Genomic DNA, 23,562 nt, shown 5'->3' with positions numbered 1-23,562 from the left:
TCCTCACTCTTATTGTTCTTTTTCTGTATCTGACGAAGGTAATTTCTTCGTTTGTTTCTCTTTAAAGATTTCCCCAATTGCCCCAAGAGTACCAAGTGTTTCAATTGCATTAGACGGAATAAAGACTTTATTCGCTGGTCCTTTTGCAACCTCAATCAATGATTCAAATGATTTATAAGCAAGTACGCGCTCATCTAAATCTGCTGCACGAAGTAACTCAATTCGATTTTGTTCTGCTTTTGCAATTTCCTCAATCGCTCTTGCTTCCCCTTGCGCTTCTAATTCTTTCGCTTCTCGTATACCTTCCGCTTCACGAATACGTGCTTCTTTATCCCCTTCAGCCATTAAAATTTTACTTTGTTTTTCCCCTTCAGCACGAAGGACTTTATCTTGTTTCGCTGCTTCAGCTTCTAAAATGATCGCACGTTTATTACGTTCTGCTTTCATTTGTTTTTCCATTGATACTTGCACATCTTTTGGTGGATTAATATCGACTATTTCGACACGCTCAATACGAACGCCCCATTTTTCTGTCGCTTCATCAAGTGCTAAACGAATTTCTGTTGAAATTTTTTCACGACCTGATAATGTTTCATCAAGCTCCATTTTACCAATAATTTGACGCATTGTTGCAGATGTAATATTACGAACACCATATTCATAGTTTGAAATACCATATGTCGCAAGCTCTGGTTCAACAATTTGATAGAAAATAATTGTATCAATTTCTACTTGTACATTATCTTTCGTTATTACCTTTTGTGGTGGTACATTCGTTTGTTGAATACGTAAATCGTGATATACACGAACGCGGTCTACAATTGGGATTAGAATATTTAATCCTGGGTGCATAATCCGTTGAAATTTACCAAACCTTTCAACGACCCCAACTTTTTGCTGAGAAATAATTTTAATTGTCAATGCAATAAATACAACGACAATCAATGCGAAAATAATCGTTAACGTTAATGCTACTGCCATATTTATTCACTCTCCTTTTTCACTTGTAAAATAGTACTATGCCTCTGTATAACAACGACTTTTTCTCCAGCATCAATAGGAGTATCCGAAATAGCTGTCCAAGTATCTCCATCCACTTTCACAATACCGTTCACTTCGCTTGTAATCGTTTGCATAACAATTCCCTTTTTACCAACAAGTTTATCTACTGTATCAGTAAAACCTTTTGCTTCTCGAAAGTTTTTAGAAATTCTTTTCGTAAAGAAAGTCAATGTTAAACTTACAATCGCCCCAACAACAACTTGTAAAAATAGTGCATCAGGAGCAAACAAAGCAATAAGACCTCCGACAACAGCTCCAATTCCAAGCCAAAGCATGTAAAACGTAATCGACAACATTTCTGCAATAAATAAAATACCCGCTATTATAAACCAAATCACCCATCCAGCCATATGCAACCCTCACTTTCTTTCTCATTTTCTATATGTATATGAAGAAAAGAATGGTTTATCCGCCCTTTCTCATAGAGGGGGCGTTTGCTACAAGCTATTATATGTATTCGCTGTTACAACAAGCATTAATAAAATGCTATATTAATATATTCTTCATTATACACGAAAATCCCTTTCAAAAAATGACAAAAAATTTAATTCTTTCAAAAATATAACTTACAGATTATAATAATTAAAATTAAAAGAAGTATTGATTTGAAAGGTGGTATTCTTATTGCCTAAACGTTCACTAACTTACTATTTGGGCTCCAAAATATGCATTACTCTCGCTGACATTGTATACATAATGATTATTACAACTCACATCTATATCACAACTAGATCAGCTACAATTACTGCTCTTTTTCCATTATTACAGGTTATCACAAATCTTATCGCGAACACCTCTGCACCACTTATAATGAATCGGTTTCCATCTTATTCATTGCTATATACTCTACAATGGATTAAAACAGCTCTTTTAATATTGTTAATGATATTATTTCCTATACTATCAACAAACATTTCTGCTCTTTTAACTTTTGTTATTTTCATTTCATTATGTAGTGGCTGGAGCGCTCCTCTACTATACGCCGTTATCCCGCGCTTAACACCACAAGAAAAATTAGTAAAAGTAAATAGTGTCTTTTCCTTTTCAACACAAATTATACAAGCCGCTGCATACTCATTTACAAGCATAATTGTTCTTCTCATTGGCGTTACTTCGACACTCATGATTAATAACATATTGATGATTTTCGGATGTATTACATTACACCTTTCATTACAATCTATACAAGCTGAACGAGTAGCAGAACCCACTTCTTCGAAAACTACTGCATTATTAGAAGGATGGAAACTGTTATTTCAACACCCGTCTCTGCGCATCGTTACAATTATGGACTTAATTGAAACTTTCGCAGGGACGATATGGATCGGTGCTATTACGATGGCATATGTAACGACTGTTCTTCATAAAGGCGAAGATTGGTGGGGATATATTAACACAAGTTATTACGTCGGCACATTAATTGGTGGGATATTAGCGTGGAAAATGAGTACATATATTCAAAAAAATTTAATACGCTCCATGGCGATAGGCTCTCTTATGTTTAGTATTCTTACATTTTTATATGGTATGACAAGTAGCGGATTTATTGCTCTATTTCTTTGTGTTCTAATGGGGCCATGTTATCAAATTAGAGATATTTCTCAAACGACGGTTTTACAATCAAGCGTCACTCCTTCTTTATTATCGAAGATGTATACAGCTCATGGTGCACTTCTCTCGACAGCTTCTGGTCTTTCTATGCTTAGCGTTGGAATTATTACTGATATGTTCGGCGTTCGTACTATTTATATTATCGCCGCTTTTCTTATTTTATGTTCTGCTTGTTTATCCTTTAACTTATTAAAATATCAGAAGACGGAGCAGAAAGATATTTCACTTTAATCATTAAAACAAAAAGGACAGGAATTCCTGTCCTCTTTGTTTATTCTATTCATGACAAGTTGGGAATCTTCCTATGTTTTGTCGCTTGTTCAAAAGCATATGCTAGTTTAATTAATGCCCCTTCACTAAAAGCAGCACTTGCAAGAGTAATTCCAAAAGGCCTCCCATTATCCATATATCCCGCAGGCATTGCTATAGACGGATAACCTGCTTTCGCACATATAGTAGATCCTATATAAGAAGGGAACAGTATCGCATCCAGGTTATATTTTTCCAACGCAAAATCAATACCTTGTTTTTGCGAAAAAAATATATCTTCTAATCTTGCGTTTAAATATTCTGGATTTCTTAACGTATTAGGAAAATCTTTTCTTCTTTCTAACTTAGTTTGTCCATATTTCAAAGCTCTTTCTGCTATGTTTTTATTAAACTCCATTAACTCCGAAATAGAATGTACTGGAATAGTAGAAGGTAATTTAGAAAGATAGTTATCCAAGCTGTGCTTCAGCTCATAAAGTGGAACTCCCCAACTCCATTCCCTATGAAAAGACGGAATATCAATATCTTCTACTACTGTCGCTCCCTCACTACGTAATACTTGGATCGTTTCCTCAAACAATTTTTCATCGTACTCACCATTTTCGTAATAGTCTTTTGGAGCATTGTTAAATACGCCAATCTTTGCTCCCTTTAATCCATTTACATCGAGATAAGGTGTATAATCTTGATATGCCATTCCTTCACTTTTATGAGTGGCTACATCCATCTCATCCACTCCCGTTAAGTTCCCTAATAGAATTGCAGCATCCGTTACCGTTCTAGCAAATGGCCCAGCTGTATCTTGTGAATAAGTGAAAGGAATAATTCCACTACGACTAATTAACCCAACAGTCGGCTTAATACCTACAACCGAGTTTTGAACAGCTGGACTTAAAATAGAAGCATCTGTCTCTGTTCCAACGGATAATACAGTAAAGTTAGCAGCAACTGCTATAGCAGACCCTGTACTTGAGCCGCCAACAATCATATCATCCTCACCTGTACCGTAAGGGTTTATTGTTTGTCCACCTCTTGCACTATATCCAGCCCACATTTCAAATGACATTGCATTTGCTAATTCTGTCATATTGGTCTTTCCTATTATTACTGCTCCTGCTTCTCTCAGTTTCGTAACGAGAAATGCATCTTCACTACTTATATTTTGTTCCAGGGCAATCGTACCAGCACTTGTATGCATCGAGTCATTCGTTTCAATATTATCCTTAAGTAAAACAGGTATACCATGTAATGGACCTCTTACACCTTTTGTCTTTCTTTCATAATCTAACGCTTCTGCAATAAAGATAGCATCTGGATTGATTTCTAAAATAGAATTGATTTTCGGTCCATCTTGGTCATACTTTGCGATTCTATGAAGATAATACATGACTAGTTCTTTTGAAGTTAACTTCCCAGCTTCCATTTCCTTTTGAATATCATGAATTGTTAATTCTTTTTGCAATAATGTATTAAACTGAATTTCCATTTTCATTCTCCTTTTATAAGCCCTTATATATATGACATGTATCTATTACTTTTTCATTTTCTCCGCCCCTCGCATAAACAGCTACAATCCCTTTAAAGAAATTCAACTCACCAGTTTAAAAACCTTTAATTTCCAGAGAAATAAAAAGAGTCTGAAACGAATACAATATCGCCTCAGACTCTTTTTATTATTTTACATATACCTCTTCTAACAAATGTAAAAACTCGCCTTGTTTACCTGCTAATTCAGGGCATTTGTTAATATCAACCCATTCATAACAAAATACTAAACCTTTGTCTTCCTCACCAGCACTTACTATATGTTCCCACGTATCTTTCACATCTGTTAATAATGAAATGTGGAAAAAATGACGTTTTTGATATTCCTTTTTTTCTTTCATATAAATAATGTAATCAGAAAGGAAGCGCTCGATACAAAAATGGCGTAGTCCTGACTCTTCTTGTACTTCACGTAAAATTGCTGCCTCTAACGTTTCGCCTTCATCTACCGTCCCGCCTGGCACTTGGATACCAGCCTCTCGTATATCACGATGTTTAAAAACGAGTAGTTGCATAGCCCCTTCTTTTTCTCTCGTAATATATGCATGTACCTTTTTCTTATATAACATCGTCATCTTAGCCCTCTCCCCTCAATTCATTACTGCGTTACTTCTTCAATCGTCAGTTGGTTTTCATATAAATATGTAGCTTGCGGATTCCCAACATAACGTACATGCCACGGTTCATAACGATAACCGGTAATCCCTTCTTTCTCTTTCGTATATCGAATAACAAAACCAAACTTATGGGCATTTTCAGAAAGCCACTTTCCTTCTTTCGTCTCCCCAAAAACAGTTTCTAGCTGAAATTTAGCAGATTGAGATGTAATATCCATAGCTAGTCCTGTTTGATGTTCACTCGTACCAGGGACTGCACTAGACATCGCTGTCTTTGCTTCTCCATCTTGTCTTTTATACATTGTATTTAATGCTTTTTGTCGATCAAAAGATCTAAATCCAGAGACTGCAAAAAGGAAAATCCGCTCATTATTGGCTTGCTGAAACATTTCCTCAAGTGCCACCGCTGCCTCTTTCCTCATCTTTTTCTTCTCTTGATCACCTTCACTAGAGTAACGTACTTTCGGAACAACTAAATCTGGCGGTCTATACCCATCTGGTAAACGCCTATTTTTATTCACAAGTACAAGCATCGAACTTGGATTACTAATGACTGCGATATCCCCATCCATATTAGCAATCGTTTCTTTAGCTTTCGGAAATATATTGTTTACATTTACTTCCTTCGCCTCTTGCTCCTTGTACATCTTATAATTTATTCCTGCTACTCCAATGAACAGTATCATTGCTACGATACCAAGTAGTGCCCATCTTTTTTTCATATAACGACCTCTTATTTTAATAATTTGGCCATTTCATACTCATCGATACCTTTTCCATCGATGATAAGAGCAGATTTTTTGACACCTTCTTGTTCAAATCCAATTTTGCTATATAGTGCCTGAGCTCTTGTATTGTGGGCCATTACCGTTAATTCTAAACGCCATACATCATGTAATCTTGCCCACTTCTCTACTTCTTTAAACAAACTCGTTCCAATACCTCGGCCACTATACTCTTGCAAAATGCCAATTACAATGCCTGCCACATGTCTCTTTCTTTGAATATTATTTCCATCAACTAAAATAAACCCTACTATTCTCTCTTCTTCAACTGCTACAAATATTGTCGCATATTCATTTTCTATAAAACGGTGGACCATCTTTTCTTGTTGCTCTACTGTAGTTTTTCGTTCTCCTGGTTCGTATAACATAAATTTCGTTTCTTCATCTAATTGCTTACTTAATTGTAAAAATGATGCTGCATCTTCTACTCTAATCTCACGTATCACCTTAATCCCCTACCCATTCTGTTAGTTAAAAATTTTCCTTGTGAAAAGATTTTCTATATTTTTGCGAAAATCCCTTTCTAATTCTCCTATTATAAATAGACAAATTTCGATATTACTATAGCAATTACAAATTATGTCTATAATGTGACATCTTTTCATCCTCATTTCATGACAAACAAAAAACGTAAGCTGTACACTTACGTTTTCCCCCAATTGATGTAGGCTGATAACCATCGGCAATGCCTACCACTAATTCAAATTTCACTTTATCCATTCACTTTTTCTGCTTGCCAAAAATATTCACCAAATGCCTTAGCAAGTGCATCAATTGATCGATTTAATTCTTCCTCTGTATTATCTACCCCGCCAACTTCAATTAATATCGCTTGTCCTGATAGGTCTTGATTGTAGACTCCATTTCCTGTTTGGAATCCTTTTTGAATTACACCACGGCTCATTCCCGGATATTTCTTACTAATCGTCTCATGTAACGCAGTTGCTAATTGTAAGTTTTTTTCATAGTTTTTGTTACCTTTCCCAATTACAAAAGCAAGCTTTGCATATGATTTATCTCCAATTGTTTTTGTCGTGACATTTTTCCGTGCACTATCACGGTGCAAATCGAAAAAATATTGGAGTTCTTTATTACCAGCCATCGCTTCTTGTACAATTTCTCGTGACAGTTTATAAGAACTATTACTATTTAATCCTTTACTTATTAATTTTTGACCAACATCAGTTTTATCGTTAGTAGCACCGATCCCTTCACTTTCTAACTGTTCTCGCAATCGATCGCCAACTATTGAAATATTCGTTACAGAACTCGTTGCTTTATTTGGATTTGGATCATTCGTTAAGTTAAGTAACGGCAAATAAGATTCCCAGCTATGTGAATGATAAATCAATGCAACTTGTCTTTTTCCAGTCGTTTGAGCTGGTTGTTTCTTCTCTTTATTCGGATCAGGCTTAGGAACTTGTCCAGCTTCTCCAGTCCGTTCCTTCACTACTTCTTCAAGAGGAACACTCGATTCTATCGGTAAGTTGGAATAATTTGTTCCTTCACCTGCTATAACGATTTCTGTATCATATTTCCCAAATCCCGGAAGTTCTTTCCCGACAAAACTACGTACATCATCAAAACGAATATTCGTAGCCATCGAAAAGAGGAATGAAGAAATAGAAAAGTCTTGATTCAAATTCCGGTACTCCTGTGTAAAATAATGATTCTCTTTCCCAATAACGTACATGTAACCATTCATTGATAACTCATTTAACCAATTATATAAATACGTTGACTTTGTCTCTTTCATGGAAGTTACCATTACACTAATAAGAAAGAAAGTCGCTAATACCGTAGTAATAATAAATATAATTAACTTGCGTACACTTGTTAATTTCACGTAAAAAAAGCCTCGATTCATACTATCACCCTCTCTATTTCAAGTTATGTACAAGCTCTAGAGAATAGACCGCTTAAATTCCGGCTATATTGTTAATGAGGTGAAATGAATTGAAGCTACTAATAGGAACATTACCAATCGTCTTATCATTTATTTTTTATTTGTTTGCTTTACATCCTAAAATTCGTATTGTGCTACATATTTCCGCATACTTAGCATTGTATGTACTCGGGACAATTATTTCTATTAATATATATGATGTTTTAATACAAAATTTAGTTTTCATGACAAGCATTCATGGAATTTTACTAAATCCACTTTTTCTACTTGCAGGAGCGTATATAGGGATATACACTTTGTACTTAATTTTGTCTCAAATTATTACGAAACTAATGAATTCCAAAAATGGAGTGTAACGAAATGCAGCCACCATTCATCTGTCATAAATGTAAAAAAAGAATAACGAGAAGGAAAGATCTTATTACCTCTACATGGCATTTCCGCTTTTATTTGTTTCATAACACTTGTTTCAAAAATCAGCAATTATTTGTCTCACGTTTTATTCCTATAAATACACTCTTTGGTTTCTTTCTTATTACATATGGGCTTATTGCTGGCAGCATTCTAATGTTCACGGAGCCCTCTATCAATTGGCTTATTTTTTTGCTTCCTATTTTATATCGGTTTCTTTCATATTATTACGTTGAACGTTTTTTCTGTAAATAACTAGTAGATTGACCTCTGGGAATGCTTAAACACTCCCATTCATTTTCTTTTAACATTTTACCAATGTAAATGATTTGTCCAATATGTAAAGCATAATGAGAAATTTGCCTTTCGATCGCTTGCATGACAGTGTGTTCTTCTCCACGAATGTATACTTTCTGCAAAATCTGCTCTGCTGTTAAAGTATCCATCGTTTTAAAAACATACTCCCACCCTTCTTGCCACGCAGCAAGCGCTTCTTGTTTTGAATTGTAGCCACCTTCAAATTCACCATCTCGGTTACGATCTATTTTTTCGCCATCAGACGTTAAAAATTCTGTCCATCTTGAACGCATATTACCATGCAAATGTTTCATTATAATCGCTATGCTATTTGTTTCTTCATGAGAAGACCATTGTATTTGTTCGTATGATAATTGAGAAAGTACCCGTTCTCCTTGTTGCTTTGTTGTTTTGAAATTAGAAATGGCACATTGTAAATATTCTCGTCCTATATCCATATTAGCCCCTACCTTCACACTAACTAATTTTTGTTCCATTTGGCAGTTCCATATTAGGCTGAAGCAACACAACATCACCAGCTTCAGGAACTCCACCTAATACAAGCACTTCCGATTTAAATCCAGCTACACGCTTTGGCGGAAAATTTACAACAGCAACAATTTGCTGACCGATTAAGTCTTCTGGATTATATCTCTTCGTAATTTGAGCACTTGACTGCTTGACCCCAAGCTCCCCAAAATCAATTTCTAGTTTAATCGCTGGCACTCTCGCTTCTTTAAATTCCTCTGCCTGTGTTACTGTTCCAATTCTTACATCAAAAGTTAAAAAATCTTCAAAATTAGCCATTTTATCATTCCTCCCAATTATTACTTAGACAAAATACAAAAATCCCCTTTAAAAAAAGAAAGGCGCCTAAGCACCTTTCTTTTGTAATTCACTTGATTCATTTGATTTATAGAAGAAGAAACCGAGAATCCCGCCAATACATGATGGGATTAGCCATCCTATTCCTTCTTTATATAATGGTAACATTTGTAGCACATTAGAAATCGCATCAATTTTAATGTTCGCACTTTCTAAACCGTTAAAGAAACTAATTAACAACGCACCTAAAATAGCTCCGATATATATTGTATTACGCTTCCCTATCCATTTATGGAAATATGAAAGAACGATTAATACAATTGCAACTGGATAAATGATCATTAACACTGGTAATGTTACTGTGATTAATTGTGTTAACCCTAGGTTAGATACAATTAAACTAAATACACATACCATAGTTACAATCGTTTTATGCGAAAGTTTTGGGAATAAGTTTGTAAAGAAGCCAGCACACGCAGATGTTAATCCAACAGAAGTTGTTAAACAAGCGAGTATAATTACAAGTCCTAATAAAATTTTGCCACTTGTTCCATATAACTCATTTACAACATTCGTTAAAATAAGACCACCGTTCTCCGACACACCAAGTGATGTACTTGTAGATCCGAGATATGCAAGTGATAAATATATTAACGTTAAGCCTAATACAGCAATAATCCCTGATACAACTGTTATTTTTGCGATTTGTCCGCTCTCTTTTATCCCTTTTGAGCGAATAACTTGTACAACAACAATCCCAAACACAAGTGCACTAATCGCATCCATCGTTAAATATCCTTGAATAAATCCACCAAAGAAAGCATTCTCTTTATAAGCAGCTAAAGGTGCAGCCGGTTCTCCAATTGGATCAATAATTGCTTTTCCGACAATAACAGCAACAATCAATACTAACAATGGTGTAAGAAATTTCCCGAACCAATCCACTAATTTAGATGGATTTAATGATAAATACCACGTTATTCCGAAGAAAACTATAGTGAAAAGAAATAGCATGTACCACTCAGAAACCATTGTCTCTGATAGAAATGGCTTCATACCCATTTCAAATGAAACAGCTCCAGTACGCGGAATCGCGAAAAATGGTCCAATCGCTAAATAACTAATCAATGGGAAAATAAACGCAAATATAGGGTGAACTCTAGAAGATAGCGCTTTCAAGTCCCCCTCTACAAACGCGACAGCTGTTACAGCTAATAGGGGTAATCCGACTCCCGTTACAAGGAATCCAATTGTAGCAATCCAAACATTTTCTCCTGCTTGTTGACCTAAAACTGGCGGGAAAATTAAATTTCCTGCCCCTAAAAATAGTGCAAATAACATTAAACCAATCGCTACCGTATCACCTGGCCTTAAACGTCCCTTCATGCTTTTCATTTGCATAGCACTTTTTCATTGTTTATATCTCTTTTCACAATATGCTATGCATCCTCCTCTCTGCTCAAGATGATAAAATATGCCCCTTACAAAGCAATGTCTTTCTCCATAATTTCTCCATTCCCCTTATTCTTACTCTAATTATTGATTTTTGATTTTTTTGAATATTCAAGTCATTAGAGTGTTATAACGTGGAGTTTAGTTGTCAGACCTCTTTGCTTTTATCACACATATAGTAACATATTTGGCTGAAAAATAAAAACATATTTTTAAATAGAATTTTTTGAAAATCAAAATTATCCACACATACCTCCTTTATTTATTCTATTACACAAATTTTTTTAGAAATTTACGATTTTTATATTTTATTATATTTGAATATTTTTATACAAAAGAAAGTAAAAGCCATCAAAAAATAAGATGGCTTTTACTTGTTAGTCTATCGTTTCAACTTCACGTGGATTATTCATCTCTTCAACATACACAACTCTAAATCCATGATCTTCTAAATCCTTTAGCAATGTTTCTAATTCACTATCTTCAAACTCTTCTCCCAATGTAAACATTATTCTACGTACTAATAAAGCATCATTATCAAAAGTCATTAAGCTTTGAATACCAGTGTATTTCTTTAGCACTGTCGATAATTTTTGAATGGCCCCATTATAATCTTGTGTTCCAATCATGACAGAATATTTACTAGAATGGACTCCCCATGCATCTTCTAATAGTTCAAAAACTTTTTTATGAGTTAAAATACCAAGGAAGACCCCTTTTTCATCAACTACTGATAAATACGGTAGTTTTTTAATTGTAAAAAATACTTTAAAGAAGGAAGAGTCTTCTCTCACGTACCCATTTTTATCGTTCAATAATTGTAATACATTATCTTCAAGTGAACCTTTATATTCTAAAATATCTACTTTGTATACATTCCCTAAAAACTTCTCTTTTTTTTCATCTAAAACTGGTACACAACGATACCCCGTTTTATTTAAATGTTCCAGCGTTTCCCCTATCGTAATTGAACTTGAGCAAAACAAAACTTCCCTCTTTGGCACATAATTCCCTTTAATCCTCATAAAAAAGCCTCCTTATGCTAAAATACTTTCTGTGCCATAACTATATTATATTTTCAGAAAAAAATAAATATATTATTTTATTTTTCTGAAAATTATTCATTTTTCCGTCATAATTTATTCATTAATCATACACTTATTTAAATTGAAACTTTAATAAGTGGGGATTTCCCCCCACTTATTATTAGCCTTCACCAATCGGGCTTTTACTGCAGTCGATATACCCACCTAACTTCTACGCATTCGCCGCATTTTGAGGTAGAGTCTTACTGCCCGTTAAAGCGGGATAATCTCTCTAACTTACTTCGAGAAAAATATGTTGTAACTTTATCCGAAAAAAGCTAAAATAAGAATAAGAATTTTCTGAATATTCAAAGAGTAGGTGATTGTATGTCCTTATTGCGCTCACATGTATGTAAATTTATAGCCGGTGTTTTGATTATTTTTGTCATAAGTCCCCTTCCAGCATTATTTATTACACATAATTACTCCTACTTAACTGGATTTGTAAGCATTTTTCATAATTTAGCACAGCCTTCTTCCATTTCAATTCCAACAATTGATTGGATGCATGAGCCTATCCTTTTCTCAGCAAATCAGCTTGTACATACCTCTAACCATTCGTCACCACTGTTCCCCTACATATGGGAAATATATTTTTTATCAATCGTTCGTTTCACATTCACTCTTGTAATCGGTTTCTTTATTAGTTTAGGGATCGGTCATCTATTTTTAAAAGCACCGAGATCAGTAAGAAAGTGCACTTCCTTATTGCGCTGGATACCATATTCTTTTGGTACTGTGATATTACAATGTTCAGTACTATTACTACTACTCTACATCGCGGAATTCATGAAGGTTCCTTTCTTCTCCTCTTTTATCATCGTATGTAGTACTTCCATGATAATCGTTCTGCAAGCAATAAAAAAATGGCTTCCTTTCTTAAATAATACAAATGAATACGAAATAAAAAATTCAGCCTTCCTTGTTGATACGTTATTTATGGCGCTTACTTCCAATCATAAATCTATTCTAAGTTCCATTATTCTTTCATTTGTTTTTATGGAATGTGTTTTTCACGTAAACGGACTCTTACAATTTATCGTTCAATTTGGTGGAAATGCACCTATAGTTGTCGCAATTGGTTTATTACTTCTTTACATCCCATACAGCGTATTATCTTTTCTCCAAACACTATGGACAACAAACTACAATAAACAGCAAACATACACTTTAACAAGAAGTATTTCAAAACCATAACGTAGAATAACCGTCTACTTTAAATTAAAAGTAGACGGTTATTCCTATTATATAGAGGACAAAATAACAGCAAATTAAAAAACTACTATAGAAACCTACCATTATTTACCCATTTTCTTTGACTAATCTTTTCATTTGGATTTATTATAAAAGTATAACATAATTACAGGAGGTGACATCTTTATTCCAAATTAGGAATAAAGAACACACTTGGACATATTAAATATTTTTCTCATCTTTATACTTATCCTTATTTCTGGTTTTTTCGTTGCTTCAGAATTCGCTGTCGTAAAAGTACGAAAAAGTCGAATTGACCAGCTTGCTAATGAAGGTAATAAACAAGCATTAGCTGCAAGAAGCGTTTTATCTAACTTAGACGTTTATTTATCCGCTTGTCAGCTTGGCATTACTATCACCTCTTTAGGACTTGGTTGGCTTGGTGAACCAACTGTGGAACATTTACTGCGACCACTATTTGAAAAAATCAATATTACTGGAACAATGGCTAACACGTTATCCTTTATTATTGCTTTTAGTGTGATTACTTTTTTCCATGTTGTATTAGGCGAGTTAGTTCCTAAGTCTTTCGCAATCCAAAAAGCTGAAGCAATCACATTAAAATTTGCAAAACCGCTTATTTTATTTGATAAAATTATGTATCCGTTCATTTGGCTTCTCAATAGTGCAGCTATATTTTTCACAAAATTACTCGGTTTAGAGCCTGCGAAAGAAAATGAACTTGCCCATTCCGAAGAAGAACTACGACTCATTTTAGGTGAAAGCTATAAAAGCGGCGAAATTAATCAAACCGAATATAAATATGTAAATAATATTTTTGAATTTGATGATCGTGTTGCTAAAGAAATTATGGTACCTAGAACTGAAATGGTTTGTTTATCTACTGAAAATACGTTAGAAGAAAATATGAAAATCGTTGCAACTGAAAAGTATACACGTTATCCTATTATTGAAAAGGATAAAGATGATATTATTGGAATGATAAATACGAAAGAGATTTTTCATAATCAAACAAAAGGCATTTACAAACCACTTGATGCCTACATACATCCTGTTTTAACTGTATTTGAAACAGTTCCCATTCGTAAAACGTTAATACACCTCCAAAAGAACCGCGTACAAATGGCGATTGTTATGGATGAATACGGCGGAACTGCTGGCCTTTTAACGATGGAGGATATTCTTGAAGAAATTATCGGAGAAATTCAAGATGAATTTGACGCAGACGAATCACCAATGATTGAAAAGCGTACTCCTAGGCTTACTGTTTTAGATGGGAAAGTACTCATTTCTGAAGTAAATGATATGTTTGGCCTACATATCGATGAAAGTGATTTAGATACAATTGGTGGTTGGCTTCTCTCTCAATCAATTGATTTAAATATTGAGGCTGGCTATTCAGTTGAATATGATGGTTTTCAATTTAAAGCATTAGAACTTGATGGGCATCAAATTAAAAAGATTGCTGTACATAAATTAGATACTACAAAGGAGTTATAAAGTGACTGTTTTACTAACAATTTGTATCATTGCTTGTTTCATTGTTTCATTTCTTGCCTTTATATACCCCATTATCCCTGGCATCCTTGCCGTATGGGCTGGCTATTTCATTTATCATTTTGGAATAAACGGCGGAGAGTTAACGACATCTTTTTGGATTATTCAAGTCATTTTTACACTCTTCATTTTCGTTGCTGACTTTATTGCAAATGGATACTTCCTAAAAAAATACGGAAGTACAAAATCGGGCGAACGTGTTGGTATGGTTTCTATCATTGTCGGATCGTTCTTCTTCCCACCATTCGGGCTTATTATCATACCGTTCTTATCTGTATTTATTACGGAACTAATGCATAAAAAGGCGCCAAAAGACGCCCTTTTAGTCGGAATTGCAACTGTTGTCGGTTTTTTAAGTAGTACAGTAGCGAAAGCAATTCTCCAAATCATTATGATTATCATCTTTGTATGCTATATCATTTTTTAGCCATCCCTATTTTGGGATGGTTTTTAATATGAAATACCTACTCGGCTTTTCTCGTATAAGCTTTTATTACGTAAACTCCATGTAAACTGAGCTGTATCACCAACTGTGATTTTCGATCCATCTGTTGGCAACATATCTTGTTCAGTTCGATATACACCGGTTACATCACCATCTATTAAATGCGTCGGACAAACAATAGTCCAACATAGTTTACTATTATTCAGCGCTTCATAAGCAGCTAAATGATCTTCCGCAGCTGTTGTCATTTTTCTTTTCGATTCTTTTGATTGGAAACGATATATACTTGGGTTTGTTCGTGCTTGTAAAATACCAGCAGTTCCTATTGTAACAATTTTCTTTATGCCCTCTTCTTCCATTTGCTTTATAATAATCGGTAAACTCTTCTCTAACGTCCCATTCCGATCAGTTCCAAGAGCACTAATTACAATATCACATCCTTTAATCGCTTCCTTTATATCATTTCCGTTTAACACATTTCCCTCTATAATATGTAACCTTTCATGCTCTGTTTCCACTCTACTCAAATCACGAACTAATACCGTCACTTCATATGAATCATGTAATGCCAATTTCATAATGTGTGATCCTACTCTACCTGTCGCTCCTAATATACATACTTTCATATATTATCCCCTCTTCCATTCTTTCTCTCTATTTTTCCGCAAAACTTACAAATACGCAACAAAAAAGCTCCCTCATATATGTGAGGAAGCTCTATTATCCATTTATCCCGCATTAACGGGCAGTAAATTCGGCGAATGCGAGGAAATTAGGCGGGAGATAACTGCCCGTTAATGCCCGATTGGTGTGGGCTAATAATCAGTGGGGATGGACAAAATCCCCACTGATTAAAGTTTCACTTTATTTCTTTTCTTTCGAATCAGAAGATTTTTCTGTTCCACTTGTTTCTTTATCTTTCTTTTCATCTTGCTGCGAAGTTGTGTCATCCTCTTTCTTTTTATCCTCATCTTTACTACAACCTACCATTAATAAAGAACTTGCAAGTGCCATAGCAGCTAATGACTTAACCCATTTGTTCATTTGCGTTTCCTCCCTTTGATAGAATATGTACAACCCCATATTACTCTTTATTTTTAAAGGAAAGATTTAAAAACAGTAAAGATATTGTAAACTTTTGTAAATACTCTGATAACACAACTGGTTTGTCTCAATTCTTCTAATTGAGCCTTTCATTAGACATAAAAAAACTAAGACGCCTTTCATTCCGTCTTAGTTTTTCACGCAAACTTCTCACTTTCATTTTCATATAAATGTTTAATTTTATATTCCTTCTTCACAACATATTGCCAAACACTATAAGCATAACGATTCATTTTCACAAAACAATTTTCCAAGAAAGAACGAAACTCTGGGTTCGCAACTTCCACTGCAACTTGAGCAAACTTTAATGCTAATCGCTTCAAATGTGAAATATAACAAATAGCAATCCCAATATCCCCTGTATACTCATTATCTGTTTCCCTATCCATTTCAGTAAATTCCGGCCACATTTGTTTACAAGTTATATGTTGTATATTTTCTCCTTCTTGAAAATTCACTTGTTCATTATATGCTTGTAACATATACGGTAAATGATGCTGCAAAATATCTTTTAATTCTTCATCTCGAACCTTGCTCGTGTATTCTCCAACTTTATATATAAGTGTGTAACTATATGTCATCAATTCTTTCATACAATCCATTAAAACGCCTCCCTTCCTATTTCATCTCTATACTATAAATATGATGCGATAACATTTGATATTCTTGCTAGAAACCAATCCCATCTACTAATTTTCTCAAAATCTTCTTCAGAAAATCGTTTTGATTTATGAAAGTCTTCTTTTAATCGACTCCATACGTCAGCAACGACTGTCTTATCATATATGAAACAGTTAGATTCGTTATTTAAGTAAAAACTTCTATTATCAAAATTTGCTGTACCAATATCAACCATTTCCTCATCGATGATTGTTACTTTCCCATGAAAAAATCCATTTCGATATTGATAAATCTCCGCTCCAGCATCTAACATGTCTTTCAAATAAGGATAGGCAGCCTGTTTTAGCAATACTGCATCACTTTTAAATGGGACGAGGATTTTTACATGGACACCACGATTTAATGCATCTTTCAGCCCCTTCACCATTTCTTTACTCGGTACAAAATATGGTGTAGCGATAATTAAAGAATGTTTTGCCTTCTTTAAAAACGCTCCATACTCCTTCCATAAACCTTTTCCATTCGAAAATACGTATTGATATTTTACATTTCCTTGTACAGGTAACTCTTGGTGTATAGGAAACTTTTCTCCCGTATCTTCTTGCCAGTCTTCCGCAAACTTCCGTTCCATATCAGTAGCTCCATTCCCTTCGATGCGTACATGATAATCACGCCACGGACCAAATTTAGGATCCTGTCCAAGATATTCCTTTCCGATATTGAAGCCACCAATGTACGAAACTTTCCCATCTATAGTAACAATGCGTCTATGATTACGTTGATGCAAAGAATAAAATAAGTTTTTTAATTTAGGTTTTTTACTAAATGTAAACTTCACGCCTTTTTCTTTTAATTGATCAATTATCTTTTTCTTAAGCTTATATCCGCCAATGCGGTCTACTGACAATTTCACATCTACTCCGCTAGATGCTTTTTTCTCTAATAACTGTAAGAACTTTTGGCTTATTTCATCTTTTCCTACAATATAAAAATGAATATACACATTCTTTTCTGCACGATTTATATCCTCAAATAAACTTTTATATAACTCATCACCGTTCGTATATACTTGAAAATCCCCTGATCGGATTTTTTCTAATTCATATCCACTAGCCATTTTCTTCCCCATTTCCACATCAACGTTCATCCATATGAATACACCTATAAAACAAATTATTACAATTAAAAAGCGCTTCATGGATACGTTCCTTTCTCTAACTACTGTTATTCCTATATCTTTCCTTTTTTAAAACATTATCATACAAAAAATATGTCATTGCATGATATACGTCCATATCAAACAGGAGCTCATCTGCATATTGTATGTTGTATCTTAAAATAAAAGGAGGAAATAACAATGGGCTTCGCACATGGTAATGGATTTGCGCTACTAGTCGTATTATTTATCCTCTTAATTATCGTCGGTGCTGCTTGCTTCTGCTAAGCAGTTATTGTAGTACGATATGGGGATGAAAAAAATATAAAAGCGGACACCTATTTTTAGGTGTCCGCTTTTCATTTCAAAAATCTCCTAACCTATTACAAAATAGTACCACTAGGAAAGTATTTTATATCAAAAAGTTAGCAGTGTAGCTACCTTCTTACTCTCTGCCTTACGAATATGGCGCTGTTCTGCACGTAACACAGCAATTCGATGCAATTCTTTCTCCTCTTCTGTCTCAGGGATAACACGCGGTACAGGAACTGGATTATTCTCCTTACTAAGCGCAACAAAAGTAACGAATGAAGTTGCTGCTACACGTTTTTTACCTGAAATTAAATCTTCTGCTACTACTTTCACAAATATCTCCATAGAAGTTCTTCCCGTCCAAATTACGAAAGATTCATAACTAACACAATCTGAAGAACGTACTGGATGTAAGAAATCTACCCAATCCATAGACGCTGTGACACATTCCATTCTCGAGTGTCTCGTTGCTGAAATTGAAGCAACCATATCCATCTCCGCCAATATCTTTCCACCAAATAGCGTGTTATGATCATTTAAATCCGTTGGAAATACTCGACTCGTTTTAAACACCCTTGATTCATTAGCTGTTTTACCCTTTACTTCAGTCATTGTTATCACCCCTTTAATTATTTATCCCTAATATCCCAATATACACTACACCTCATGAACTACACGTTTAATATTAACAATTTTTAGAACTTTTAGTCCACAAAAAAGAACCGATTTTATCAATCGGCTCCTCTAAACACATATTGTTCTTTCGGCTGTTCAACTTTATTCCATTTCGTTACCTCTAACACTGGAATATTCGCATGAAACGGCTGATAAAATTCAGTTGAAATTTCTCCCTCTATCTGAATCCAATCATCATTTTTCCACTCTACCCCTTCTGGTTTTTTAACTAACATACCATATACACCCGAGTCCGCAACACAATGTATAATGCCGAAACGGAATAAGAAATATTGTTCCTTTTTAGAAGAATCATCTCGGAAAACAAATCCTTTATAAGACAGGGTTTTACCAGTAAATTCACCAGGATAATTATAAATTGTCTCCATACCCTTTAAGAAATCTTCATCTTTTAAAGTGATATTATCTTTCGTAACAAACTCTTTCTTCCCTTTTTCCATTACACCACGATATCCTTCTTTCCCGTAATAAATACTCGTGTCAGGTCTTAGAAATTGTCTTGTCATAAATGGATCTTTACTTTCTGCTTGCGCTACTGGAAAATGGAATCCCTTCGCCTTAACAATATCGGAATCTAATGTTGCAATTGGGAAAAACAATCCTGTAATGATTGGAAAACAGAATAACGTGTAAGAAAACACTTTTTTCCACCATGTATTCTCATCTTTCGAATGATCATGCCCACAATGACTATGATCACAACTACAATCATGTTTCTCTTTTTCCTTTTGGTGCTCTTTTTGGAAAACGATAATAATTTGTACAATCGTTAAGAAACCTAAAATAATAGCAGCAGTTTTTGATAAATAGGCGTACTTCATATTTATATACTTCGTAATGTTACCGGAAATATGAAGCTGTCCAATTAAAATTGTAAAGCCTAATAATATATATGCTCGAAACATAACCTACCACCCCATCGCATAAATGAGTAGTGAGCTTGCATAAACAACAAGGGTAACTGTAACCGTCACAACAATTACAAATTTTGTTTTAAATGTCGCAAGCATCATAAACATATTTTTAATATCCACCATCGGTCCATATACGAGAAACGCGACAAGTGACGCTGTTGAAAATGTACTTTGGAACGAAGAAGCAATAAATGCATCCGCCTCTGAACAAAGTGATAAAATGAAAGCAAGTCCCATCATTACAGCTGATGAAGAAAACGGACCTTGTCCAATAGCAAGCAATGTTGAAGTTTGTACAAACGTTTGAACTGCAGCAGCAATTAACGCTCCTAACACTAAATATTTCCCCATTGAGAAAAATTCCTCAACAGCATGTGTACATACATCCCACATTTTTGTACGTAACGGACGCTTATGGTTCACTTCTGGGAAGTGATCATCTCTTAATTGATGTTCTTTAAACATAAATGATAATATAATTCCAACGATAATTGCTACGATAATCGCTACAATAGAACGATACCATACCATGTGCATACTACTTCCAAAAGCAACATATGTTGCAAATAATACAACTGGATTAATAATCGGTCCAGTTAACATAAATGCAATTCCTGCATAGGGTGGAACCCCTTTTCCGATTAATCGTCTTACAATCGGAACAATTCCACATTCACATCCAGGAAACATCATACCTAAAAAAGTAGCTAATAAAACAGACAGAAATCGGTTTTTAGGCATCCATTTTGCCACCATATCTTCTGTCACAAACATTTGAATGAATCCTGAAATAAATACACCAATTAGCACAAAAGGAAGTGCTTCGATTAATATTGAGATAAAGATTGTATTCATTTGCAGGAATGCTTTCGGTAATTGAAACAATTCCATGATGTATTTCCTCCAACTTTTCATTAACAATATGTAATTTTAACCCCATTTCATTATTTGAACAAGAGTTATATGGAATTCATAACCTTCATACACATTACATTTCACAAGTTATATTCTGTTCCAAAATTGAGATTTCCTAGCAAAAAAAGCTGCGCTAGCACAGTTTTATAACTATGCTAGCGCAGCTTTCCTATCATTAAAAGTAACGTTTCTTCCAAAAAACAAATGCTAAAGTGAAAGATAATGTTACACATATTATAAGTACAATTACAAAACCATGTGCTTCCCCTTCAAACGGAACCTTTACATTCATTCCAAAGAAACTAGAAACCATCGTTGGTAATGATAAAATGATTGTAATAGAAGTCAACAGTTTCATAACACTATTTAAATTGTTAGAAATAACCGAACTAAATGTATTCATCATTCCACTTAAAATGTGACTATATATTTCCGCCATTTCAATAGCCTGCTTATTTTCAATTAATACATCTTCTAGTAAATCTTGATCATCTTCATACATTTTCAAAAATGTACTGTTTCGCATTAATTTTTGAATTACAATTTTATTTGCCTTTAATGATGTTGTAAAATAAACTAAACTTTTTTCAAGGCCGAGCAATGTGAAAATTTCTTTATTTTTCATCGACTTATTTAATTGGTGCTCTAAATCGATTGTTTTTCGATTAATTTGCTTTAAGTATCTTAAATAATAAGTAGAAATTGTATATAAGAGCTGAAGTGCGAAGCGCGTCTTTTTAAACGTATAAAATTCTTTAATACGTTGATTAATAAAGCGTTCAAAAATTGGATTTTCTTCTAAGCAAATAGTAACAAAACAATCTGGCATTACAATCATACCTATTGGAATCGTGTCATAAATTGAATTTCCTTCTTCATCATGTCTGACTGTCGGAATATCCACGATAATTAAAGTATTATTGTCTTCCTTTTCAATACGAGAGCGTTCTTCATCATCCAAAGGGTCTTTAATGAAATCTAAGTCTACATTTAAAGTTTGTACTAGATACTGAATTTCTTCTTCTGTTGGATGAAGTACATTAATCCAGCAGCCCTTTTGCATTTCCTCAATCTCTTGTAGTTTTCCGTTTCGGTCTGTTAAATAAATATTTAACATACTATCACCCCGATTCTTTTTACATGTGGGAATCTACCTCACTTAAACAACAGTTTTTGAACCGCTATTTTCAGCATATGAAACAAACGATTAAATTTCAATAGAAAAATTATTTTGAAAACGTTTTTTTAAGAAAAATCTTGTAAACATAGAAAAAGACAGAGTGTTCTCTGCCTTTAAAAAAGCTTATGTTGCCTTTATAACATATTTAGAAAGCATCCACAAGTTAAAGCCGACTGAAATCGTATAGCCAGCGTATGTTGAAATGATAAAACTTACATAATCAAAATACGGTAGCAATACAATATTTAAAACGATCTTCACAGTTATTCCGATTACTAATCCTAGCACTGTTTTCTGTTGTTGATTAATTCCTTGTAACATGGCAGCGGTTACTGTAAATAGTGAGAATAGTATACAAGCAGGAGCATAGTACTGCAAAATAATACTGCCCATCTCCGGATCATTTCCAGCACCAAATAAAAGAGTATACACTGGTTTTGCTAAGATCATCATTCCAATCGCCGCCGGTACGGTAATTCCTACCACTAATAAATTTGTCCTTGTAAAGTGTTTATACAGTAGCTTCTCATTTCCCGCTGTATAAGCTTTCGTCATCTCAGGTACAAGGGACATACTAAAAGCTGTTGCAACAGAAACCGGGATAAGTACAACCATCTGAACAAGGCCAATAATCGCATTAATCTTTTCTGCTTCTCCTTGCATATATCCTACTTGTATAAGTAGCTTATTAATTGTAAATGTATCAATCGTCTGATATAACGGAATCGCTAATCCAACTACAACGAAAGGAATAGAATATGTAAACAGTTCTCTATACAACGAAAAAAAAGTTTTCGTCGTTTGTGGTATACTGGCAATCTCTTTTTTCTTTAAATGTTTTCTCCTTCTTATATAATACGCACTTAAAACACTTAATCCACCTAGTGCTCCCATAAATGCTCCAAACGTTGAAATACCAACTGCCAACGAAACAGAAGCTTTTATAACATATAAAACGACAAAGCTTCCTATCAAAATAGTTAAGACCCGAAAAAATTGCTCTACAACTACACTGAGTGCAGAAGGTCCCATAGATTGAAAACCTTGAAAGAAACCACGTAACAAGCTCATTACAGGAACGAGTATTAACGCAAAACTTACAATTTGAATATTGTGTGTGACAGCTACCACACTATTACCCGACTGATCATTTCCATCAATCACAAGTTTAGCTAAATGTGGTGCTAACATATATAATGCCAAACAAGAAATAACGCCCATAATGACCATAAAAACGATACCACTCTTTAGCACTCTCTTAACAGTGTGATAATCATTGAGTTGATCATATTTTGAAACCATTTTTGAAACGGCAAGTGGCAATCCCATCGTTGCAATACTAAGCATAATTGTATAAGGACGGTATGCATACGTATATAATACGTACCCACTCGTACCCACCATTGCTGTAAATGGTATAACATATATAAACCCTAACATTTTAGATATCATCGTTGCCATCGTTAAAAATATCGTTCCACGTAAAAACGGTGATCCTTTCATCACATTCCCCCGCTACGCTTTATTATTACACATTATGGACAACTCCTTTTTTTTAGAACTGAAACAATAAAAAAAGCC

At 34.4% G+C, this 23,562-nt stretch carries 27 protein-coding genes; 7 read left to right on the top strand and 20 right to left on the bottom strand.

Going from position 1 to position 23,562, the window contains the following annotated elements; translation table 11 throughout:
- Positions 1-9: 9 nt before the first annotated feature.
- Both NSQ69_RS10385 and NSQ69_RS10380 read right to left on the bottom strand, forming a co-directional pair.
- The gene (locus NSQ69_RS10385; RefSeq protein WP_002012471.1) at positions 10-981 is read right to left on the bottom strand and encodes an SPFH domain-containing protein; all 972 of its coding nucleotides are present in this window, start codon (positions 979-981) and stop codon (positions 10-12) included.
- Positions 982-983: 2 nt separating this feature from the next.
- Positions 984-1,412: an NfeD family protein gene (locus tag NSQ69_RS10380; protein WP_002012470.1), complete on the bottom strand. Its 429-nt coding sequence runs from the start codon at positions 1,410-1,412 to the stop codon at positions 984-986.
- Positions 1,413-1,686: 274 nt separating this feature from the next.
- On the opposite strand from NSQ69_RS10380, the gene NSQ69_RS10375 reads away from it, so the two are divergent.
- Positions 1,687-2,904, top strand: coding sequence for an MFS transporter (locus tag NSQ69_RS10375; protein WP_002168568.1), 1,218 nt, complete (start codon positions 1,687-1,689; stop codon positions 2,902-2,904).
- A 49-nt stretch (positions 2,905-2,953) separates the two neighbouring features.
- Here NSQ69_RS10375 and NSQ69_RS10370 read toward each other — a convergent pair whose 3' ends face one another.
- The 5 genes from NSQ69_RS10370 to spoIIP form a co-directional block, all read right to left on the bottom strand.
- A complete protein-coding gene (locus NSQ69_RS10370; RefSeq protein ID WP_002186056.1) occupies positions 2,954-4,429 on the bottom strand; it encodes an amidase family protein in 1,476 nt (491 codons plus the stop codon).
- Between the two features lie 187 nt (positions 4,430-4,616).
- Entirely contained in the window at positions 4,617-5,063 is a 447-nt protein-coding gene (locus tag NSQ69_RS10365) for an NUDIX hydrolase (RefSeq protein ID WP_002086031.1), read from the bottom strand.
- Positions 5,064-5,086: 23 nt separating this feature from the next.
- Positions 5,087-5,827 (bottom strand): M15 family metallopeptidase, encoded by a 741-nt coding sequence (locus tag NSQ69_RS10360; RefSeq protein WP_341099213.1) that lies wholly within the window; start codon positions 5,825-5,827, stop codon positions 5,087-5,089.
- A gap of 11 nt (positions 5,828-5,838) precedes the next feature.
- On the bottom strand, positions 5,839-6,336 hold the full coding sequence (locus NSQ69_RS10355; protein ID WP_002127012.1) for a GNAT family N-acetyltransferase: 498 nt from the start codon (positions 6,334-6,336) through the stop codon (positions 5,839-5,841).
- Between the two features lie 266 nt (positions 6,337-6,602).
- On the bottom strand, positions 6,603-7,757 hold the full coding sequence (gene spoIIP, locus NSQ69_RS10350) for a stage II sporulation protein SpoIIP (protein ID WP_002127011.1): 1,155 nt from the start codon (positions 7,755-7,757) through the stop codon (positions 6,603-6,605).
- Between the two features lie 89 nt (positions 7,758-7,846).
- Here spoIIP and NSQ69_RS10345 point away from each other — a divergent pair, with 89 nt between their 5' ends.
- Together NSQ69_RS10345 and NSQ69_RS10340 are read left to right on the top strand one after the other, a co-directional pair.
- Positions 7,847-8,152: a hypothetical protein gene (locus NSQ69_RS10345; protein WP_002127010.1), complete on the top strand. Its 306-nt coding sequence runs from the start codon at positions 7,847-7,849 to the stop codon at positions 8,150-8,152.
- 4 nt (positions 8,153-8,156) lie between these two features.
- On the top strand, positions 8,157-8,462 hold the full coding sequence (locus NSQ69_RS10340) for a permease (protein ID WP_078178819.1): 306 nt from the start codon (positions 8,157-8,159) through the stop codon (positions 8,460-8,462).
- On the opposite strand, the gene NSQ69_RS10335 is transcribed toward NSQ69_RS10340, so the two are convergent.
- The 4 genes from NSQ69_RS10335 to cbpA form a co-directional block, all read right to left on the bottom strand.
- Entirely contained in the window at positions 8,435-9,001 is a 567-nt protein-coding gene (locus tag NSQ69_RS10335) for a DUF1572 domain-containing protein (protein ID WP_002168571.1), read from the bottom strand. The two genes, NSQ69_RS10340 and NSQ69_RS10335, sit on opposite strands and share 28 nt — an antisense overlap.
- Positions 8,982-9,311, bottom strand: a complete 330-nt coding sequence (csaA, locus tag NSQ69_RS10330) for a chaperone CsaA (protein WP_001263027.1) — start codon at positions 9,309-9,311, stop codon at positions 8,982-8,984. The genes NSQ69_RS10335 and csaA overlap by 20 nt, the downstream gene beginning before the upstream one ends.
- A 66-nt stretch (positions 9,312-9,377) precedes the next feature.
- A complete protein-coding gene (gene brnQ4, locus NSQ69_RS10325) occupies positions 9,378-10,715 on the bottom strand; it encodes a branched-chain amino acid transport system II carrier protein BrnQ4 (protein ID WP_400517919.1) in 1,338 nt (445 codons plus the stop codon).
- 443 nt (positions 10,716-11,158) lie between these two features.
- Positions 11,159-11,806: a cyclic di-AMP binding protein CbpA gene (cbpA, locus tag NSQ69_RS10320; RefSeq protein WP_002186059.1), complete on the bottom strand. Its 648-nt coding sequence runs from the start codon at positions 11,804-11,806 to the stop codon at positions 11,159-11,161.
- 387 nt (positions 11,807-12,193) lie between these two features.
- Between cbpA and NSQ69_RS10315 the strand changes: the two genes are divergently transcribed.
- The 3 genes from NSQ69_RS10315 (at position 12,194) to NSQ69_RS10305 (ending at position 15,065) form a co-directional block, all read left to right on the top strand.
- Complete coding sequence (locus NSQ69_RS10315; RefSeq protein WP_341099212.1) at positions 12,194-13,063, top strand: hypothetical protein; 870 nt, start codon at positions 12,194-12,196, stop codon at positions 13,061-13,063.
- A gap of 210 nt (positions 13,064-13,273) precedes the next feature.
- Positions 13,274-14,581, top strand: coding sequence for a hemolysin family protein (locus tag NSQ69_RS10310; protein ID WP_002086044.1), 1,308 nt, complete (start codon positions 13,274-13,276; stop codon positions 14,579-14,581).
- Position 14,582: 1 nt separating this feature from the next.
- Complete coding sequence (locus NSQ69_RS10305) at positions 14,583-15,065, top strand: DUF456 domain-containing protein (RefSeq protein WP_000217328.1); 483 nt, start codon at positions 14,583-14,585, stop codon at positions 15,063-15,065.
- 23 nt (positions 15,066-15,088) lie between these two features.
- Here the strand turns inward: NSQ69_RS10305 and NSQ69_RS10300 are convergent, their stop codons facing one another.
- The 4 genes from NSQ69_RS10300 to cls all read right to left on the bottom strand — a co-directional run bounded on the left by NSQ69_RS10300 (position 15,089) and on the right by cls (position 18,006).
- Entirely contained in the window at positions 15,089-15,709 is a 621-nt protein-coding gene (locus tag NSQ69_RS10300; protein ID WP_002127003.1) for an NAD(P)-dependent oxidoreductase, read from the bottom strand.
- A 238-nt stretch (positions 15,710-15,947) separates the two neighbouring features.
- Positions 15,948-16,127, bottom strand: a complete 180-nt coding sequence (locus NSQ69_RS10295) for a hypothetical protein (protein ID WP_002012451.1) — start codon at positions 16,125-16,127, stop codon at positions 15,948-15,950.
- A 197-nt stretch (positions 16,128-16,324) separates the two neighbouring features.
- A complete protein-coding gene (locus NSQ69_RS10290; RefSeq protein ID WP_002012450.1) occupies positions 16,325-16,789 on the bottom strand; it encodes a spore coat protein in 465 nt (154 codons plus the stop codon).
- A gap of 32 nt (positions 16,790-16,821) precedes the next feature.
- Positions 16,822-18,006 (bottom strand): cardiolipin synthase, encoded by a 1,185-nt coding sequence (cls, locus tag NSQ69_RS10285; RefSeq protein WP_002127002.1) that lies wholly within the window; start codon positions 18,004-18,006, stop codon positions 16,822-16,824.
- Between the two features lie 159 nt (positions 18,007-18,165).
- On the opposite strand from cls, the gene NSQ69_RS10280 reads away from it, so the two are divergent.
- Positions 18,166-18,252, top strand: a complete 87-nt coding sequence (locus tag NSQ69_RS10280) for a YjcZ family sporulation protein (RefSeq protein ID WP_000505094.1) — start codon at positions 18,166-18,168, stop codon at positions 18,250-18,252.
- 129 nt (positions 18,253-18,381) lie between these two features.
- On the opposite strand, the gene NSQ69_RS10275 is transcribed toward NSQ69_RS10280, so the two are convergent.
- The 5 genes from NSQ69_RS10275 to NSQ69_RS10255 all read right to left on the bottom strand — a co-directional run bounded on the left by NSQ69_RS10275 (position 18,382) and on the right by NSQ69_RS10255 (position 23,484).
- A complete protein-coding gene (locus NSQ69_RS10275; protein ID WP_002012448.1) occupies positions 18,382-18,888 on the bottom strand; it encodes an acyl-CoA thioesterase in 507 nt (168 codons plus the stop codon).
- 119 nt (positions 18,889-19,007) lie between these two features.
- Positions 19,008-19,877, bottom strand: coding sequence for a TIGR03943 family putative permease subunit (locus NSQ69_RS10270; RefSeq protein WP_002012447.1), 870 nt, complete (start codon positions 19,875-19,877; stop codon positions 19,008-19,010).
- Between the two features lie 3 nt (positions 19,878-19,880).
- On the bottom strand, positions 19,881-20,777 hold the full coding sequence (locus NSQ69_RS10265; RefSeq protein WP_000418719.1) for a permease: 897 nt from the start codon (positions 20,775-20,777) through the stop codon (positions 19,881-19,883).
- Between the two features lie 199 nt (positions 20,778-20,976).
- Complete coding sequence (locus NSQ69_RS10260; protein ID WP_000932386.1) at positions 20,977-21,918, bottom strand: magnesium transporter CorA family protein; 942 nt, start codon at positions 21,916-21,918, stop codon at positions 20,977-20,979.
- 186 nt (positions 21,919-22,104) lie between these two features.
- Complete coding sequence (locus tag NSQ69_RS10255; protein WP_002031482.1) at positions 22,105-23,484, bottom strand: putative polysaccharide biosynthesis protein; 1,380 nt, start codon at positions 23,482-23,484, stop codon at positions 22,105-22,107.
- Between the last annotated feature and the right edge of the window lie 78 nt (positions 23,485-23,562).

It is taken from the genome of Bacillus sp. FSL R10-2201 (assembly GCF_038008665.1).
Taxonomy (GTDB): Bacteria; Bacillota; Bacilli; order Bacillales; family Bacillaceae_G; genus Bacillus_A; species Bacillus_A mycoides.
Note: the sequence above shows the minus strand (reverse complement) of the source record. Positions and strands in the feature narration are given on the sequence as shown.

Bases quoted from the DNA above. Each gene is read 5' to 3' on its own strand.
- NSQ69_RS10385 (WP_002012471.1), bottom strand. From the start codon at position 981: ATGGCAGTAGCATTAACGTTAACGATTATTTTCGCATTGATTGTCGTT.
- NSQ69_RS10380 (WP_002012470.1), bottom strand. From the start codon at position 1,412: ATGGCTGGATGGGTGATTTGGTTTATAATAGCGGGTATTTTATTTATT.
- NSQ69_RS10370 (WP_002186056.1), bottom strand. From the start codon at position 4,429: ATGGAAATTCAGTTTAATACATTATTGCAAAAAGAATTAACAATTCAT.
- NSQ69_RS10365 (WP_002086031.1), bottom strand. From the start codon at position 5,063: ATGACGATGTTATATAAGAAAAAGGTACATGCATATATTACGAGAGAA.
- NSQ69_RS10360 (WP_341099213.1), bottom strand. From the start codon at position 5,827: ATGAAAAAAAGATGGGCACTACTTGGTATCGTAGCAATGATACTGTTC.
- spoIIP (WP_002127011.1), bottom strand. From the start codon at position 7,757: ATGAATCGAGGCTTTTTTTACGTGAAATTAACAAGTGTACGCAAGTTA.
- NSQ69_RS10340 (WP_078178819.1), top strand. From the start codon at position 8,157: ATGCAGCCACCATTCATCTGTCATAAATGTAAAAAAAGAATAACGAGA.
- NSQ69_RS10335 (WP_002168571.1), bottom strand. From the start codon at position 9,001: ATGGAACAAAAATTAGTTAGTGTGAAGGTAGGGGCTAATATGGATATA.
- csaA (WP_001263027.1), bottom strand. From the start codon at position 9,311: ATGGCTAATTTTGAAGATTTTTTAACTTTTGATGTAAGAATTGGAACA.
- brnQ4 (WP_400517919.1), bottom strand. From the start codon at position 10,715: ATGAAGGGACGTTTAAGGCCAGGTGATACGGTAGCGATTGGTTTAATG.
- cbpA (WP_002186059.1), bottom strand. From the start codon at position 11,806: ATGAGGATTAAAGGGAATTATGTGCCAAAGAGGGAAGTTTTGTTTTGC.
- NSQ69_RS10315 (WP_341099212.1), top strand. From the start codon at position 12,194: ATGTCCTTATTGCGCTCACATGTATGTAAATTTATAGCCGGTGTTTTG.
- NSQ69_RS10300 (WP_002127003.1), bottom strand. From the start codon at position 15,709: ATGAAAGTATGTATATTAGGAGCGACAGGTAGAGTAGGATCACACATT.
- NSQ69_RS10295 (WP_002012451.1), bottom strand. From the start codon at position 16,127: ATGAACAAATGGGTTAAGTCATTAGCTGCTATGGCACTTGCAAGTTCT.
- NSQ69_RS10290 (WP_002012450.1), bottom strand. From the start codon at position 16,789: ATGGATTGTATGAAAGAATTGATGACATATAGTTACACACTTATATAT.
- cls (WP_002127002.1), bottom strand. From the start codon at position 18,006: ATGAAGCGCTTTTTAATTGTAATAATTTGTTTTATAGGTGTATTCATA.
- NSQ69_RS10280 (WP_000505094.1), top strand. From the start codon at position 18,166: ATGGGCTTCGCACATGGTAATGGATTTGCGCTACTAGTCGTATTATTT.
- NSQ69_RS10275 (WP_002012448.1), bottom strand. From the start codon at position 18,888: ATGACTGAAGTAAAGGGTAAAACAGCTAATGAATCAAGGGTGTTTAAA.
- NSQ69_RS10270 (WP_002012447.1), bottom strand. From the start codon at position 19,877: ATGTTTCGAGCATATATATTATTAGGCTTTACAATTTTAATTGGACAG.
- NSQ69_RS10265 (WP_000418719.1), bottom strand. From the start codon at position 20,777: ATGGAATTGTTTCAATTACCGAAAGCATTCCTGCAAATGAATACAATC.
- NSQ69_RS10260 (WP_000932386.1), bottom strand. From the start codon at position 21,918: ATGTTAAATATTTATTTAACAGACCGAAACGGAAAACTACAAGAGATT.
- NSQ69_RS10255 (WP_002031482.1), bottom strand. From the start codon at position 23,484: ATGAAAGGATCACCGTTTTTACGTGGAACGATATTTTTAACGATGGCA.